This window comes from uncultured Butyricimonas sp., from assembly GCF_959596855.1.
Classification (GTDB): Bacteria; Bacteroidota; Bacteroidia; order Bacteroidales; family Marinifilaceae; genus Butyricimonas; species Butyricimonas muris.
Map to the genome: position 1 here is coordinate 36,607 of NZ_CAUFYA010000027.1, position 16,124 is coordinate 52,730.

The window sequence follows — 16,124 nt, forward strand, 5'->3', positions numbered from 1 at the left end:
AAATAATCGTAATTTAGCATCTAACATTATAATATTAAAATATTATTCTTAAAATAAATAAAATATTTTCTTGGTTTTTCTTGTTTGTTTTATTCTAATGTTGTAATATTGCAGAAAGAAAGAAGGTGGCAGGTGTCTGTCGCTCTCGATGGCTCGCGAGTCCGGTCGGCGGTCGTTGCCCGGATGTTGAAACGGAAGTTCAATTTTTAATATTATTATTATGGCTATTGTAGAAAGTGAAACTTTTGACGGGATGCACAACCAGTTGGGTGGTAAAGTGCTGAGAACGCTTCCCTCGGGTACGATCGTGCTGGCTAAAATGCCGGCGGAGCAGCAATTCAAGGACAAGGGCGGTCGGATGAAACGCGACCTCCGGATGATGGGCTACGGCGAGTGCGGGCGCATGAGCCGTTTGCTGGCGGACACGCTGGGTGTGGGGTACGTGCAGCGGGAACGCTACATCTCGGCGGCGAACGCTTTCATGGAGGAGAACGCGACCACGTTTTGCACGGTGACGATGGACGGGGAGGGGATGCTGTTGTTCGACTACAAGTTCGATTTGTTGCAAGTGTCGAGGGGTGACGCGGCGAAACCTAAAACCGCCGTGACATATGATTTTGAAGCGCGGAAGATTGCCGTGGAACAGACGGCGGAACCGGATCCCAGTTCGAAACGGAACCCCGATGACCGGGTGTACGCCTGTATGTTTGACACGGTGAATTTCGAGTCGGAGTTGATGTCCCTGCGCGTACGCGGAGAGGGCGGTTCAAGTTCTTTCGCCATCCCGGCGGAATGGGACGCGGAGAACACGGTGGTCTACACGTTCGCCGTGTTCGCGAATAATCAACGGGCGTCACCGCCGAATTACTACCACCACGTGACGGAAGCGGAAGTGGCGGCAATCGCCGAACGCGACCGCGTGGCGCGAGAGGCGGAACAGCGCCGGCAGGAAGAAGAGGCGGCGGAGGAAGCGGCGGTGAAAGAGAAAATCGAGAAAGCCGCCCGCGTGAAGCTGGGCAAAAGTGATTTGCGCAAGGCGAAGGAGAAAGCCCGTTCGCGCGGCGTGCAAAACGTGACGCTCGGGCAGATCAATGCCGATATCCAGCGTATCCTCACCGAAGAGGAGGAGAGGGAGAAGAAACGGAAACAGGAGCAGGAGAGCTGAAGGCGTTAGGAGTTCATAAGGTTTATAAGGTTCATAAAGTTCATAAGGTTCTTGGCCCCCCGCGGGGCGCTTTGTCCACGGCAGCTTGAGCTGTCGATAAGCCTTGTCCGAAGGACACCCGTAACTTTATAAACTTTATGAACCTTATAAACTTTATAAACCTCATAACTTGCCGGAGGGCAATATTTTTATTAACTTGCGGCGTTTTTAACATGAACGTGAAAGATGATGAATAAACGTGACGTCGGTTACCGGGCTAAATTACGCTTTTCCCGTTGGAACAGGAAAGGGTATGCCATTTTCGCCTCGCTGGGGCGGGAGGTGTGCATCGGGCGGTTGGCGATACATATTTGTGAAATGGCGTTGCGGAAATCATCGAGAAAAGGCGTGATCGTGAATCTCGCGGAGGCGTTCGAACGAATGGTGACGACATTCGAGGAATACGCGGAAAAGGTGACGCGGGCGTGTTGCCCGGTGGTTCCCGCGCGTGTCGATGCTATTAATACCGGGAGTTACGGGAATTATGATACGAGAATGAAGGTACGTCCGGCTGTAAAGGTGGACGTACCTTTTTTATTGAAAACAAATTAATTTATGATTTATGAATTACGATTCGCGATTAGAAAAGCGTTAGCAGACGGGAGGGAATCATAAATCATAAATCCAAAATCTTAAATAGATCGGATGATAGAGAAATTGAAACAGAAGGTCTTCGAGGGAGGACAGATCACGAGGGAGGAAGCGCTGGCACTGGCTGCCGCGGGGGATAAGGCGGCGTTGTATGCTGCCGCGGGGGAGATACGCGATCGGTTTGCCGGGCGTTATTTCGACACTTGTTCCATCGTGAACGCGCGGTCGGGACGGTGCTCGGAAAATTGCAAGTGGTGCGCGCAGTCAGCAGTTTTCAAAACACACGTGCAGGAGTACGAGCTGATTGACGAGGAGAGTTGCGTGGAGTTGGCTCGATTGAACGCGAAATACAAGGTGAACAAGTTTTCGTTTGTCACGAGCGGGCGTGCGCTGTCGGACAAGAATATCGACCGCCTGCGCGGGTACGCCGAGAGGATAAAACGAGAGATGAATATCAACCTGTGTGCCTCGATGGGGTTGTTGAGCAAGGAACAGTTACGCCGACTGAAAGAGTCCGGTATAACCCGCTACCATTGTAATCTGGAATCGTCGCCGAGGTTTTTCGCCACGTTGTGCTCGTCACACACGCTAGAGGAGAAGATACAAACGATTCGTGCCGCACAGGAGGTGGGGATGGAGGTTTGTTCCGGCGGGATTATCGGCATGGGTGAAACGATGGAGGATCGCGTGGATCTTGCCTTGACGGTGCGGGAATTGGGCGTGAAGTCAATACCGATGAACGTGTTGAATCCCATACCGGGTACCCCGCTGGAGGGTATGCCGCCGCTCGCGGACGACGAGGTGCTGACCACCGTCGCGGTGTTCCGCTTTATCAACCCGGACGCTTTCCTGCGCTTCGCGGGGGGACGCGTGCTGATCGCCCATATCGAGGAAGAAGCCATAAAAGCGGGTATTAACTCCGCCATTCTCGGCGATATGTTGACCACCGTAGGCTCGAAGGTGATGGAGGACATGGAGAAGGTGCAAAGACTAGGGTTTACAATTGAAAATGAATGAATGCAAGAGTTTATAAGGTTCATAAGGTTTATAAAGTTATAGACCGTCGTGGGGCGCTTTGTTCACGGCAGCTTGAGTTGCCGATAAGCCTTGTCCGAAGGACACCCGTCACTTTATGAACCTTATGAACTTTATAAACCTTATAAACTTTTAGTTATAATGAATACGGCAGAATTATTGAAGTTTGACAGGGAGCACGTGTGGCACCCGTACACGTCGACGATAGATCCGCTCCCGGTGTACCCGGTGAAAAGGGCGGAGGGTGTTTATATCGAACTGGAGGACGGTACGCGGCTGATTGACGGTATGTCGTCATGGTGGTGCGCGGTGCACGGGTACAATCACCCGGCGTTGAACGCGGCGGTCGAGGAACAGTTGAAGAGCATGTCACACGTCATGTTCGGCGGGTTGACGCACCGTCCGGCGGTGGAACTGGCGGAAAAGCTGCTGGAAATGGCCCCGCGGGGGATGGATAAGGTGTTTTACAGCGATTCCGGTTCGGTTGCCGTGGAGGTTGCCATGAAAATGGCTCTGCAATACTGGTACGCTGCCGGGAGAGAGGAGAAACGCTATTTCCTGACGATCATGAAAGGGTACCACGGCGACACGTGGAATGCCATGTCGGTATGCGATCCCGTGACGGGGATGCACGGTATTTTCCGGGGGACGCTGCCGATGCAGTATTTCGTGCATCGACCGGAAGTGCGTTACGGGGAAGTGTGCCTGCCGGAACATATCGAGGAGTTGAAGCAATGCCTGCGCAATAATCACAACCGTATCGCTGCCGTGATACTGGAGCCGATCGTGCAAGGTGCCGGGGGGATGTGGTTCTACTCGGCGGACTACCTGCGGCAGGTGCGGGAGTTGTGTGACGATTACGGCGTGTTGCTCGTGTGCGACGAGATCGCTACCGGGTTCGGTCGCACGGGGAAGATGTGGGGGGTGGATCACGCGGGAATCGTGCCGGATATCATGTGTGTCGGCAAGGCACTCACGGGCGGGTACATGAGTTTTGCCGCCACGATGGCAACGGAGAAGGTGGCAACGTGGATATGCACGGGAAACCCGGGTGTCTTCATGCATGGTCCCACGTTCATGGGTAACCCGATGGCGTGTGCCGTGGCGAATGCCTCGCTGGACTTGATACGGGGGTATGACCTTACCGAAATGATCGGGCGGATAGAGAGCCAGTTGCGGGTGGATTTGCTACCCGCGCTCGAGTATCCCAACGTGGCGGACGTGCGCGTGTTGGGGGCTATCGGCGTGGTGGAGATGAAAGATGCCGTGAACATGGGTGTTCTGCAAGCGGCTTTCGTCAGAGAGGGGGTATGGATACGTCCTTTCGGGCGGCTCGTGTACGTTATGCCGCCGTATATTATTCGGGCGGAGGAACTGAGGCGGTTGACGTCGGCGTTGTTGCGGGTGATCAAGTATTTCAGGTGAGGCGGCAGTTTAATTCGCCTTCGGCGAGTTGCATTTGCCCGCGGGCAAGTTGCAGGTTACATTCGCCTGCGGCGAGTTGAAGGGGATTACCGGTGTTAGAGTTGAATGATGAAAGAATATAATAAGGTGAAGTTATTGGAAGCGGAAGCAACTTGCAACCTGCAACTTGCCGAAGGCAAATTTAACCTGTAACTTCGCCGAAGGCGAAAAACAATGAATAAGGAAAGGTACATTAATAAACTGGAGAAAATCAAGGAATTCGGGAATTACCGGATGTTGCGGGACGTGCAGCACAACGGTTTTCTGATTCATTATAACGGGCGGGAGATACTGAATCTCTCGTCGAACGATTATCTGGGATTGTCTTCCAACCCGGTTTTATACGAGGATTTCAGGAAAGAAACCGACGTGAAACTGTTGAGTTACAGTGCCGTGTCGTCCAGACTACTGTCCGGGAACCACGAGTATTACGGGTTGCTGGAGGACGATTTACGGGATTTGTACGGCAAGGAGGCGGCTTTGGTGCTGAACTCCGGGTATCACGCGAATATCGGTATTTTGCCGTCATTGGCGGGGAAGCGGGATTTGATCGTGGCGGACAAGCTGGTGCACGCGAGTATCATCGACGGTCTGCGGTTGAGTGACGCGCAGATGTTGCGTTACCGTCATCTGGATTACGACCACCTGCGGGAACTTCTGTTCAATCACCGGGAGGAGTACGAGAACGTGTTTATCGTGACGGAATCGATATTCAGCATGGACGGTGACACGGCGGATTTGCAGGAGTTGTGCGACTTGAAGAAGGAGTATGACGCGTTCCTGTACGTTGACGAGGCGCATGCCGTGGGGGTGCGGGGTACGAACGGGTTGGGATGTAGCGAAGAGCAGGGATGTATTGACGATATCGACTTTATCGTGGGCACTTTCGGCAAGGCGTTTGCCTCGTACGGGGCTTTCGTGGTGTGTGACGAGTTGTTCAAGGATTACCTTGTCAACACGCAGCGGAGTCTGATTTTCACGACGGCGTTGCCCCCGGTGGTGGTGGCGTGGACGCGGTTCGTGCTGAACCGGATGCCGGACTTTTTCCCGTATCGGCTGAAACTGACGGAGATTGCCGAACAATTGCGGACAACATTGTCCGAACGGGGATTCGAGACACGGGGCGATTCGCATATCGTGCCTTTCCTGTGCGGGAGCAACGAGAATAGCGTTTACATGTCCGAACTGTTTCAAGATAACGGCTTTTTCGTGTTGCCCGTGAGGTACCCGACCGTGCCGAAAAACGAGGCTCGTATCCGCTTCTCGCTGAATGCGGCGATACCGGAGGAGGATTACGAGTGTTTGAGGGAGTTCGTGGAAGTGAGTTTATGAACTAAATAAAGAGCGAAGCCCAGTGAGTGGGAAAACTTCGCCGAAGGCGAAAAACTATGCGAAGACAGTGGATAACCAAAAAAGGGGGGCGGTGCTTGACTTTGTTCTTTTGCGGATGGGGGATGGACGAACGTGCCGTGCAACATCTGACGGGAACGGGGGACGTGCTCGCGTTCTATGATTACCGGGATATAGCGGGGGAAGAAGCTCCCGTGACGGACGGGTACGATGAAATTCGTGCGGTGGCGTGGTCTATGGGCGTGTGGGCGGCGGCGGTGTTGCTGGAGCGGTGGAAGTTGCCCGTGACAAGACGGGTGGCGATCAACGGCACGGAGCGTCCCGTGGACGAGCGTTACGGGATTCTCCCGAAGCTTTACCTGTTGACGGAGCGGGGCATGGACGAGCGGGGACGGGACAAGTTCTTTGCCCGGATGCTGGCGGGACGGGAAGAGATGGCGAGATTCGGGGCAAATAAGCCTCTCCGGGAGTTGCACGAGCAGGTGGAGGAGTTGCGGGCTATCCGGGAGCAAGCGATGCTGATACGGCCGGAAACGCGGTGGGACAAGGCGTACGTGTCCACGGGCGACGTGATCTTTCCGCCGGAAAGCCAGCGGAACTGGTGGGACGGACGATGCGAAACGGTGAGCATAGAGGGAGGACATTACCCGTTTTACGTGTTGGATAATTGGGATGAGATATGATGGAAAGGGGGTTAAAAGTTTATAAGGTTTATAAGGTTCATAAAGTGACGGGTGTCCTTCGGACAATGTTTATCGGCAGCTCAAGCTGCCGTGGACAAAGCGCCCCGCGGGGGTCTATAAACCTTATGAACTTTATAAACTTTATAAACCTTATAAACTTTATGAATTTCATGAAATTTGAACATGATGGAAATAAATAAAGAAAAAGTGCGGAAACATTTCCGGCGCAGTATGGGAAGTTATGACGAAAACGCGCGGGTACAGCGGGCAGTGGTCGGACGGCTGTGTCCTATGGCTGTGGCAGCGGTGGAACGGATGCCCCGGAAGATACTGGAAGTGGGATGCGGGACGGGATTGTTGACCGTTTTGTTGAGGCAGGCTTTTCCGGGGAGCGAGTTGCACGTGAACGATCTCGTGGAGGATTTGTGCCGCGGGACGGCTGTCGCTAACGGGATTCCGGAGGGATGTTGCATACCGGGTGATATCGAGCGGGCGGAACTACCCGGCGGGTATGACCTTATTGTTTCGGCTTCCACGTTCCAGTGGTTCACCGACCCGGAGGCTACTTTTCGCGAGTTGGCGGAGAATCTGAATGATGGCGGTTGCATGATATTCAGTTCGTTCGGTAAGCATAACTTGCGCGAGATACGGCAAACCACGGGCGGCGGTTTGGCATACCGCACGAAGGAGGAGTTGCGGGATTTGTTGAGTCCCTGTTTCACGGTGGAACGGATGGAGGAAGAGTTTCATGTTCTTGAATTTGATAATCCCCTGTCGGTTTTGCAGCATCTGAAACGAACGGGCGTGAACGTTTCTTCCGACCGTTCCGTGTGGACGAAAGGACGGGTGAATGCCTTTATCGACGAGTATAATACCCGCTTCACGGTGGAAGGAAAGGTGATATTGACTTATCACCCGCTTTACTTCGTGTGCAGGAGGAAACAATTGAAAATTGAAAGTTGAAAATTGAAAATGAAAAATGAACTCCTCCGTCTGCTTCGAAGCCGGGAGGGAGTTCAATCTAAAATCATAAATCATAAATCATAAATGGGAACAGTTTATTTTGTCAGTGGAATAGATACGGATGCCGGGAAGTCGGTGGTGACCGGGTTGTTGGCTCGTTCTTTGAGAAGGAAAGGGGTAAAGGTGATTACCCAGAAGTTTATTCAGACGGGATGCCGGGGGATATCGGAAGATATTCTGAAACATCGCGAGATTATGGGGATGGAGCCGCAACCCGCGGACGAGGACGGTACGACCTGTCCTTACGTGATGACCTATCCCGCCTCGCCGCATTTGGCAGCCGAGATTGATCGAGTGACACTCGACATGGGGCGCATTGCCGGGGCAACCGGGAAGTTGCGGGCGATGTACGACACGGTATTGCTGGAAGGAGCCGGGGGACTGTACGTGCCGGTGACGAGGGAGTATTTCACGATAGACTACGTGTGTGAACAAAAGCTTCCGTTGATTTTGGTAACATCCTCTAAACTAGGAAGTATTAACCACACGTTGATGAGCCTTGAGTTGTGCCGTGCGCGGGGAATTGAGTTGGCTTGTCTGGTGTATAACCGTTTCCCGAACGACAGCGAGTGGATCACGAATGATTCGATCACGATATTCCGGCAATACTTGAAAGAACATTTCCCGACGACGGCATTGATCGAGGTGCCCGTGGTACACGGGACGGATTACCCGGACGTGGACGTTAGCGCCTTGGAGGGACGGAAATGAGGAAACTGGAATTGTTATCCCCGGCAAAGAATGTCGAGGTGGCGATAGCCGCTATCAACAACGGGGCAGATGCCGTGTACATCGGCGGACCCGCTTTCGGGGCGCGTCAGGCGGTAGGCAACACGGTGGAAGAGATCGCGCGGGTGGCGGAGTACGCTCACCGCTTTTATTGCAGGGTGTTCGTGACTTTGAACACGATACTTTATGATGATGAACTGGCGGAGGTGGAACGGTTGATTCACGCGCTGTATCGGGTTGGCGCGGATGCTATTATCGTGCAAGACCCGGCTATATTGAAACTGGATATACCGCCTATTGCCCTGCATGCCAGTACGCAGATGCATAATTACGATCTGGAACGCGTGAAGTTTCTCGATCGGTTGGGATTTCAGCGTATCGTGTTGGCGAGGGAATTATCCCTAGAGCAATTGCGGGCAATCCGGCGGGAGGTGAAAGCGGAGTTGGAGTATTTCGTGCATGGGGCTTTGTGTGTCAGTTTAAGCGGGCAGTGTTATATCTCTCATTATCTGACAGGAAGGTCTGCCAACAGGGGCGAGTGCGCGCAGGCTTGCCGGATGCGGTGGACGGTGGCGGACAGTGACGGGCAGGTGCTGGTGAAGGACAAACACGTGCTTTCACTTAAAGATTTAAATTTATCCGCTTACTTGCGTGATTTGGTGGATATTGGAATTGATTCGTTCAAGATAGAGGGGCGGTTGAAAGAAGTGGATTACGTGGCGAACGTCACGAGGTATTATTCTGCCCGGTTGGACGGGATTATCGCTGGAAGCGAGGGATTGTCCCGCGTGGGAAACGGGCACGTGAACGCGGGATTCGATGCCGATCCGGAACGAAGTTTCAACCGGGGGTACACGGATTATTTTATTGCCGGGCGGAAACAGGGCATCGTGAACATGGATACCCCGAAGTCCACGGGGAAGAAAGTGGCGGTGGTGAAACAGGCGAAAGGAAATTTGTTGGTCGTGGAGGCGCTGGAAACGATACATAATGCCGACGGCTTGTGCTATTTTGACGGGCAAGAGTTGCGGGGGATCAAGGTGAACACGGCGGAAGGCAATCGACTGACGTGCAACGAGCGGGTGACCGTGATGCCGGGGACGGTGTTGTACCGGAATTACGATCACGAGTTTGTAAGTCGTTTGTCCAAAGCGGTTTCAGTGCGTAAGATTCAAGTAAGAGTTGACGTGTACACGGAGGAGGAGCATCTCGTGCTGGTTGCCGAGGACGAGGCAGGCGTGGCGGTGACACTGCGTAGTGACGAGGTGTTCGAGAGGGCGACAAACGCGGCTCAGGCGGAACGAATTGTCGGGCAGTTGGGCAAAAGCGGTAATACGCGCTATGATTGTTGCCCGGTAGAGTATCATGGTGATACGGTACTTTTTATCCCGTCGGCGGTGGTGAACGGTTACCGGGGGCGGTTGCTGGACTTGTTGACCGAGGAACGGGAGAAGCAACGGGAACGTTGGGTGCAGGCGCCGTTGAACCGGGATGCGGTGTACGCGGGAGAGGCGGATTGGCGGTTGAACGTGGTGAACAGGTTGTCGGGGACATTCTACCGCGAACACGGGACGGCAGAGCCGGAAGCGGGTTTCGAGGTCGCCCGGAACCGTTCGGGACGTGCCGTGATGACCACGCGCTATTGCCTGTTGTTTGAACTGGGAATGTGCCGCAAGTCGGGCAAGGATAAGGCGTTGAAGTATCCCCTTTACCTTTCCAATAACTTGGGCAGATTCCGGCTTGAGTTCGATTGCGAACGTTGCTTTATGAAGGTGGTTTCGCCGTGAGGGGTTAGTGGACTAATTTCAGTCCCACGACACCCGCCAGTATGAGCGTGACGAATAATAGGCGAAGGACGCTTGCCGAGTCGTGAAAGAATAATATCCCTAGCAAGACGGTTCCCACGGCACCGATACCCGTCCATACCACGTACGCGGTGCCTATCGGGATGCTTTTTTGGGCAAGGTACAGGAGATAGCCGCTGCATCCCATGGAAACGATGGAAAGCGCGATGAAAAGGTAAAAGTGTTTCTCGTGAACACCCGCTAATTTGAACCCGAGAGGCCAGCCTATTTCCAGTAGTCCGGCACAAACCAATAAAATCCAAGGCATAGTTGTTTTCGTTAATGTTACAGGGCAAAGGTAGGGCGTCGACGCGGGGAATTACTTGATATTTATCAATTAATCGACACGGGCTTGCGATTCAATTGTAAAAGTATAATTTTGTGGAAAACTTGAAACAGATATGAGCGTGATGGCAGGAATGGAGAACTTTCTCCCGGGGAACGTGGGGAAACGGTTGGCATCTCTCGTGACGGCGGTGCGTTACCCGAGGGGACACGTGTTGTTCAGTCGGGATAAGCCGGAGAGGAATATCTATATCATCGGGCAAGGGATCGCACGGGCGTACACGGAGGGCGACGGGAAGGACGTGACTATCTGGTTCGGGCTGGAAGGGGACGTTATTATCTCTGCCCGCGGGTATGTGTACGGGGAAAAGGGATACGAAACGATGGAGTTGTTGGAGGATGCAGTTTTGTACCGGATTGAATGGCAGGGACTTTTCGAACTTTATCATCACGATATAGAGGTGTGTAACTGGGCACGGCAGTTGCTGGAACGGGAGTTCGTGAAGACGGAACAACGGCTGATATCGCATTTGTCCGAAACGGCTTCGGAACGATACCTGCGCTTGACACGGGAGAAACCGGGGATTGTCCGACGGGTGCAGTTGCAGTATATCGCTTCTTATCTTGGGATTACTTCCGAGCATTTGAGTCGAATTAGGGGGAAGAAAAAGTGACGGACAGGTTAGAAGTTATTTTAAACTCCCTCTATAAACAGAGGGAGAGCTGAGTTACTCACTGTCTTTGGTAAGATTCACTAGCTCCTCCTCTGTTTATAGAGGAAACCATCGATTAAGCGAGGGCAGAAAGAGAGCTTGCTCTCGGTTTGCCGAGCGGGAGCTGGTTCGAGACCGGCTTCCGGGCTCACTTGGATGCGAAGCAGACGGAGGAGTTTTTAGAAGAAAAAGACTTTCGATACGCCCTCATTATTTGCATTATTAATAGATTTTGATTATCTTGCAGAGTTTTATATAGGGTATAATTTGTTATGAGATTAAAGAGTCGATATTTTATTCAATATATTTTGTGTGTCGCTTTCTTTTTCATGGTGTCTTGCGAGAAGGATGAGAATGAACCGGAGAAGGTGAGGACGTTGATGGTGTATCTAGCTGGAAATAATAATCTTTCCGGTCATTTGAAAAATAATATCAAGGATATGGCGAGCGCGTGGAAAAAGAGTTATAACGGGGATATCGTGATCTTTTTTGACGGCAGCGGGAGCGTCCCCCAGTTGTTGACGTTTAAAGTCAAAGACGGGGTGGTGGAACAGGAAGTGCTTAAAACGTATGACGAGTTAAATTCCGCTTCCCCGGAAACGCTGAAGCAGGTAGTAAAAGATATGCAGGCGTTATATCCTTCTGATTCTTACGGGATGATTTTCGGATCGCACGCCACGGGTTGGATACCGTCTTCTTTGTTGGGACGAGCGGAGAGGTCTTTGTATCAAATAGAGAATCCTCTCACGAGAAGTTTTGCCACTGACGGGGCTTCAACTATGGATATCCGTGATATGGCAGCGGCAATCCCGGATGGAATGGATTTTATCGTGTTTGACGCTTGTCTGATGTCGTCTATTGAAACTCTATACGAGTTTCGGAATAAAGCCAAGTATGTCATCGCCTCCCCGGCAGAAACACCTGCTCCCGGTTTTCCTTATGCCAAGATGATGCCTTATTTTTGGAGGGAAGGTGATCGGATGGAGAGTGATTTGGAAGAGGTGTGCAAGATATTTTACGAGTATTATAATACTTACAATTCGTCTGACCGTTTCGGTACGATAGCTTTAATCAACATGTCGGAGTTGGATAATTTATATGATTTGACTTGTCAAGTGTTGGAAGGAAAAGCACCGGAGGCCGCCCAAATGGGCAAGGAGGCCGTGTATAATTACCCGAAAGTGGAATATGATAAATATGACCGCTTTTTTGATTTAAGGGAATATATCAGGTATATGACGGTGAATGACGCGGCTCTCCGTGCGGCTTACGAGGATTTGTTGGGAAAGGTGGTTTTGTATAAAGCGGTGACTGATCCTTTTTATCGAACGACAATCCCGGTAGAGAAGTTCAGTGGTATTAGTACTTATATTCCCCGAAGTGAATGGTATGGCGAAACGAACGCTTACTGGAAGTTCCCGTGGGCGGGAGTTTACGGTAAGGATGCTACGGAATAGAATACCCGGGCTCCGGTTTCGATGAGTTCGTCCGGGAAATCGTAGTGCGGGGAGTGAAGCGGGGGACAGTTTTCGCCGGCTCCCAAACCGAACATGGCTCCTTTGTATTGTTGGGTGAATAGCCCGAAGTCTTCGCCCCAGCTAAAGGGGTTTTCCACTTTCACGTAATTGAAACATTCGCGAAGGGCGGCACTTTTGATTGTTGCCACTGCCTGCTTGTCGTTTTCGTTGGCGGAGAAAGGTTCAAGCCACGTGATTTCGTGTTGCAGACCGGGAGTGTTTTCACAGTCGGCAATAACCAAATGTTTTAGTTTTTCCGTGTATTCGTTTAACCGACGGTCGGTTTTGGCACGGAGTGTAGCTCGGATAACGCTGTTCCCGGCGGATACACCGTATGCTTCTTCACCGACATGTATTTCCACGATCGTGGCGAGGAAATAGTCGTCGGATTGTATGTTCGTGTTATTCCAGCGTTGCAGTTCCTCGACGATGTGGAGGGTGGCGGGAATCGGGCTGATGCCATTCCGGGGTTCGGCGGCGTGGGAGGTCTTTCCGGTGAGAGCAATGGAAACACTGACGACGGCGCAGGTGAAACTGCCTTCTTTGCAGAGTACGGCAGAGGTCGGTGCTCCCGGTATGTTGTGGAGGGCGAATACCCGGTCGATGGCATAGTAATCAAGTATTTTCGTGTCGAGTACGGCCTTGGAACCGCTACCGTTTTCTTCGGCGGGTTGGAAGAGCAGTAGTATGCGGCCTTGTTGCAGGGGATGGTCGTGCAACATTTGCGCAAAACGCAAGAGGATTGTCGTGTGTCCGTCGTGTCCGCATTTGTGGGCTACGCCGAGGTTCTGGGAATGGTACGGGAGTTCGTCAGGTTCCTGTACCGCCACGGCGTCCATGTCCGCACGGAAAAGGAGCGTCTGACCGTTTTCGGAGAAGAAATATTCCGCCAGTAGCCCGTGTCCGCCAACGTGGCGGATGATCTTGGTCGGGGCGAAAGGTTGTAGTTGTTCCTCGATGAAACGGGCGGTGTTGCTCTCCCGTCCGGACAGTTCCGGGTGTTGGTGGAGATGGTGGCGTATGTTGTAAAACGTGTTTTCCTGCATGACTTGTTTTTTTGATTGGACAAAGGTAAGGGTTAAAGTTTAAATTTGAACCCCGAACAGTTACCAATTGAGTTCTTTTAGAGAGGTTGTTTTGATGAATTATCGTTTTGTATTTGTTCTGTAACCGTTTCGAAACGGTTGAACAACGGTTAAACACTGAATGAACAACGAGGCGACGGGATGACGTGGATAGAAATCTGCCTGAAACGCAGTTGGTATCGAAAAATTATTACCTTTACGACGAATTATAAAACAGAATAGCGATGAAGTTGAATAAAACTCAGGGTGATTTTCTGCGGGGGGTGATAGAGCGTTGGGAAGCGGAAGGAACAATCACGACAGATACTGCTAATCGGTTGAAAACAAGTTACACGGTGCGTCCGTTCGAGTGGAAAGAGTTGGCAAAGTACTCGTTTTGGATAGCGGTTGTATGTGGCGTTATTGCCGTGGGATCGGTGCTTGCCGATCATTTTATCATGAATTTTCTGGAAAAGCTGTTCCTTTCTTCTTACGGGTTGGCGAGCGGGGTGTTTGCCGTGCTTGCGGCGTTGACGTATTACTGGGGGTGGAAGAGGCGGCAGCGGTTGCCATACAAGATATTCAGCAATGAAACGATTCTTTTTATCGGCGTGGTGTTTACAGCCGTGTCGATAGGGTATTTGGGAGCCGCTGTTGATAACGGGAGCGGGCATTTTTCGTTGTTATTGTTGCTGGCGGCGTTGGTCTACGGGTTTCTGGGACTCCGGTTCTCGTCTTCCATGGTATGGGTGTTTGCCTTGCTTTCACTGGGAGGCTGGTTTGGTGCGGAAACAGGTTACCTGACGGATTGGGGACATTACTTTTTGGGGATGAATTATCCTACCCGTTTTGCGGCTTTCGGGGCGGCAATCCTGTTGTGCCGTTTCGCGGTGCGGGGGAAACGCTGGTTTACCGATGTAGACCACGCGACTTACGTGGTAGGGATGCTTTACTTGTTTATTTCCCTGTGGTTGCTGTCCATATTCGGGGATACGCGTAGTTTTGCCCGTTGGTACAGTACGCGGCAGATTGAGCTTTGGTACTGGAACGGCTTGACGTTGGCAGCTTCGGCGATTGCGGCGTATATTGGTCTTAGACGGGACGATGCGGTGGCACGGGGATTCGGGATATCTTTCTTTCTTCTGGGAATATACACGTTGTATTTCACGTTGTTGTGGGACGTGATGCACGTGGCATTATTCTTTTTTGTTCTGGCTGTATCTTTCTGGCTGTTGGGACGTAAAGCCGAGAAAATATGGAGTCTTGAGTTTTTCGCCCGGGATGCCCGTAAAGTAAAAGAAGACATGAATTGAAAGAAGTATGGATACACTCGTAAGCTTGGGATACTGGGGACTTTTTATCGGCTCGTTTCTTGCCTCGACGGTTATACCGATGAGCGCGGACGTGTTGCTGGTAGGCGTGTTGGCGTTGGGAGGAAACGTGTGGTGGTGTCTGGCGATTGCCACGGTGGGCAATTGGTTGGGCGGGCTTACCTCGTACTGGATTGGCTGGCTGGGGCGTTGGGATTGGATGGAACGGTGGTTCAAGGTGAAGCGCGAGCAGTTGGAAAAGCAAAAAGGATATATCGACCGCTACGGCGTGTGGCTGGCGTTGTTCACTTGGTTGCCTCTGGTGGGAGATTTGTTCGCTATCGCTCTGGGGTTTTATCGTATCCGTCCGAAAATGTCCGCTTTCTATATGCTGGTGGGACGGTTTGCCCGGTTCGTGGTGTGGGTGCTTCTTTACTTGAAATACGCTGATCGCTTTGTCGAGTGGATTAGTAAAAATTAGCACAAGGCAACAGGAAGTTAAGTTTTCCGGGTGGAATGTGTCTTACTTTTTTAAATGATTGTCTTATTATTTTATGTGATTTGTCTTACTTTGTTTGAAAATAATCTGTTTTCAAAAAAAGATACATCAAGTGTATTTGATTCTTCCGGTGTATTTGTTTACTAATATATAGCTACTTGTTATGTGTTGTTTTGATTATTTTGTCCGAATAATTTTATTCGGACAAAAACGAGCGCAATCTGCTTTTCTGTGAAATTGTATTCCCGTAATTTTACAAATGTGAATAAACAACATAACAAATCTAAAATTGAAGTACTATGAAAAATCAAATGAAAAAAGTTATTTTATTACTGGTAATGATGGTGTCTGTTTTATGCGTGAACGCGCAAAAGAAAGGCGATATGGCGGCAGGTGCGCATTTCGTTTACGGAACCAGCAGTGATATAAGTAATTTCGGGCTGGGGTTGAAATTCCAGTGGAATGTCACGGATGTTATCCGGTTGGAACCCAGTTTTAATTTTTTCTTCCCGAAAGACGAAGGTTTGGGTTTTAAGTATAACATGACCGATTTCAACGCGAACGTGCATTATCTTTTCCCGTTGAAGAACGAGAAGTTTCTGTTTTATCCTTTGGCAGGGTTGAGTTACATGAACGTGAGCGTGAAAGTACTCGGAGTGAAGGCGTCGGATGGTAAATTCGGTTTTAACATCGGTGGTGGCGGCGAGTACCGCTTGTCGGATGTACTTTCTTTGAACTTGGAAATCAAGTACCAGATTATTGCGGACTTTAACCGCCCGGTATTCGGGTTGGGTGTGAAGTATAGATTCTAAT

General features: G+C 51.1%; 16 protein-coding genes. 14 read left to right on the forward strand and 2 right to left on the reverse strand.

Going from position 1 to position 16,124, the window contains the following annotated elements:
• Positions 1-220 precede the first annotated feature (220 nt).
• From Q5866_RS12330 to Q5866_RS12370, 9 genes are all read left to right on the forward strand, one after another.
• Positions 221-1,165: a hypothetical protein gene (locus Q5866_RS12330; protein WP_303180529.1), complete on the forward strand. Its 945-nt coding sequence runs from the start codon at positions 221-223 to the stop codon at positions 1,163-1,165.
• A 225-nt stretch (positions 1,166-1,390) separates the two neighbouring features.
• A complete protein-coding gene (locus tag Q5866_RS12335; protein ID WP_099292352.1) occupies positions 1,391-1,756 on the forward strand; it encodes a hypothetical protein in 366 nt (121 codons plus the stop codon).
• A 93-nt stretch (positions 1,757-1,849) separates the two neighbouring features.
• Entirely contained in the window at positions 1,850-2,812 is a 963-nt protein-coding gene (gene bioB, locus Q5866_RS12340; RefSeq protein WP_303180531.1) for a biotin synthase BioB, read from the forward strand.
• 159 nt (positions 2,813-2,971) lie between these two features.
• Positions 2,972-4,255 carry an adenosylmethionine--8-amino-7-oxononanoate transaminase gene (gene bioA, locus Q5866_RS12345; RefSeq protein WP_099292354.1) on the forward strand — a complete coding sequence of 428 codons (1,284 nt, stop codon included), beginning with the start codon at positions 2,972-2,974 and terminating at the stop codon, positions 4,253-4,255.
• Positions 4,256-4,468: 213 nt separating this feature from the next.
• Positions 4,469-5,626, forward strand: coding sequence for an 8-amino-7-oxononanoate synthase (locus Q5866_RS12350; RefSeq protein ID WP_303180532.1), 1,158 nt, complete (start codon positions 4,469-4,471; stop codon positions 5,624-5,626).
• Between the two features lie 56 nt (positions 5,627-5,682).
• Positions 5,683-6,327 (forward strand): DUF452 family protein, encoded by a 645-nt coding sequence (locus Q5866_RS12355; protein ID WP_303180534.1) that lies wholly within the window; start codon positions 5,683-5,685, stop codon positions 6,325-6,327.
• A 183-nt stretch (positions 6,328-6,510) separates the two neighbouring features.
• The gene (gene bioC / locus Q5866_RS12360) at positions 6,511-7,290 is read left to right on the forward strand and encodes a malonyl-ACP O-methyltransferase BioC (protein ID WP_303180535.1); all 780 of its coding nucleotides are present in this window, start codon (positions 6,511-6,513) and stop codon (positions 7,288-7,290) included.
• A gap of 84 nt (positions 7,291-7,374) precedes the next feature.
• On the forward strand, positions 7,375-8,061 hold the full coding sequence (gene bioD, locus Q5866_RS12365; protein ID WP_303180537.1) for a dethiobiotin synthase: 687 nt from the start codon (positions 7,375-7,377) through the stop codon (positions 8,059-8,061).
• Positions 8,058-9,866 carry a U32 family peptidase gene (locus Q5866_RS12370; RefSeq protein WP_303180538.1) on the forward strand — a complete coding sequence of 603 codons (1,809 nt, stop codon included), beginning with the start codon at positions 8,058-8,060 and terminating at the stop codon, positions 9,864-9,866. Before bioD ends, Q5866_RS12370 begins: the two co-directional genes overlap by 4 nt.
• Positions 9,867-9,870: 4 nt before the next feature.
• Here the strand turns inward: Q5866_RS12370 and Q5866_RS12375 are convergent, their stop codons facing one another.
• Positions 9,871-10,191, reverse strand: a complete 321-nt coding sequence (locus Q5866_RS12375) for a multidrug efflux SMR transporter (protein ID WP_099292361.1) — start codon at positions 10,189-10,191, stop codon at positions 9,871-9,873.
• Between the two features lie 133 nt (positions 10,192-10,324).
• On the opposite strand from Q5866_RS12375, the gene Q5866_RS12380 reads away from it, so the two are divergent.
• Entirely contained in the window at positions 10,325-10,882 is a 558-nt protein-coding gene (locus tag Q5866_RS12380; RefSeq protein WP_255302021.1) for a Crp/Fnr family transcriptional regulator, read from the forward strand.
• Between the two features lie 311 nt (positions 10,883-11,193).
• The gene (locus tag Q5866_RS12385; RefSeq protein WP_303180540.1) at positions 11,194-12,378 is read left to right on the forward strand and encodes a clostripain-related cysteine peptidase; all 1,185 of its coding nucleotides are present in this window, start codon (positions 11,194-11,196) and stop codon (positions 12,376-12,378) included.
• Here Q5866_RS12385 and Q5866_RS12390 read toward each other — a convergent pair.
• On the reverse strand, positions 12,354-13,484 hold the full coding sequence (locus Q5866_RS12390; RefSeq protein ID WP_099292363.1) for a M20 family metallopeptidase: 1,131 nt from the start codon (positions 13,482-13,484) through the stop codon (positions 12,354-12,356). The genes Q5866_RS12385 and Q5866_RS12390 overlap by 25 nt on opposite strands.
• Before the next feature lie 263 nt (positions 13,485-13,747).
• Between Q5866_RS12390 and Q5866_RS12395 the strand changes: the two genes are divergently transcribed.
• From Q5866_RS12395 to Q5866_RS12405, 3 genes are all read left to right on the forward strand, one after another.
• Positions 13,748-14,815, forward strand: coding sequence for a DUF2157 domain-containing protein (locus Q5866_RS12395; protein ID WP_099292364.1), 1,068 nt, complete (start codon positions 13,748-13,750; stop codon positions 14,813-14,815).
• A 7-nt stretch (positions 14,816-14,822) separates the two neighbouring features.
• A complete protein-coding gene (locus Q5866_RS12400) occupies positions 14,823-15,293 on the forward strand; it encodes a YqaA family protein (RefSeq protein WP_303180541.1) in 471 nt (156 codons plus the stop codon).
• Positions 15,294-15,610: 317 nt separating this feature from the next.
• A complete protein-coding gene (locus Q5866_RS12405) occupies positions 15,611-16,123 on the forward strand; it encodes an outer membrane protein (protein WP_255302022.1) in 513 nt (170 codons plus the stop codon).
• Position 16,124 lies beyond the last annotated feature (1 nt).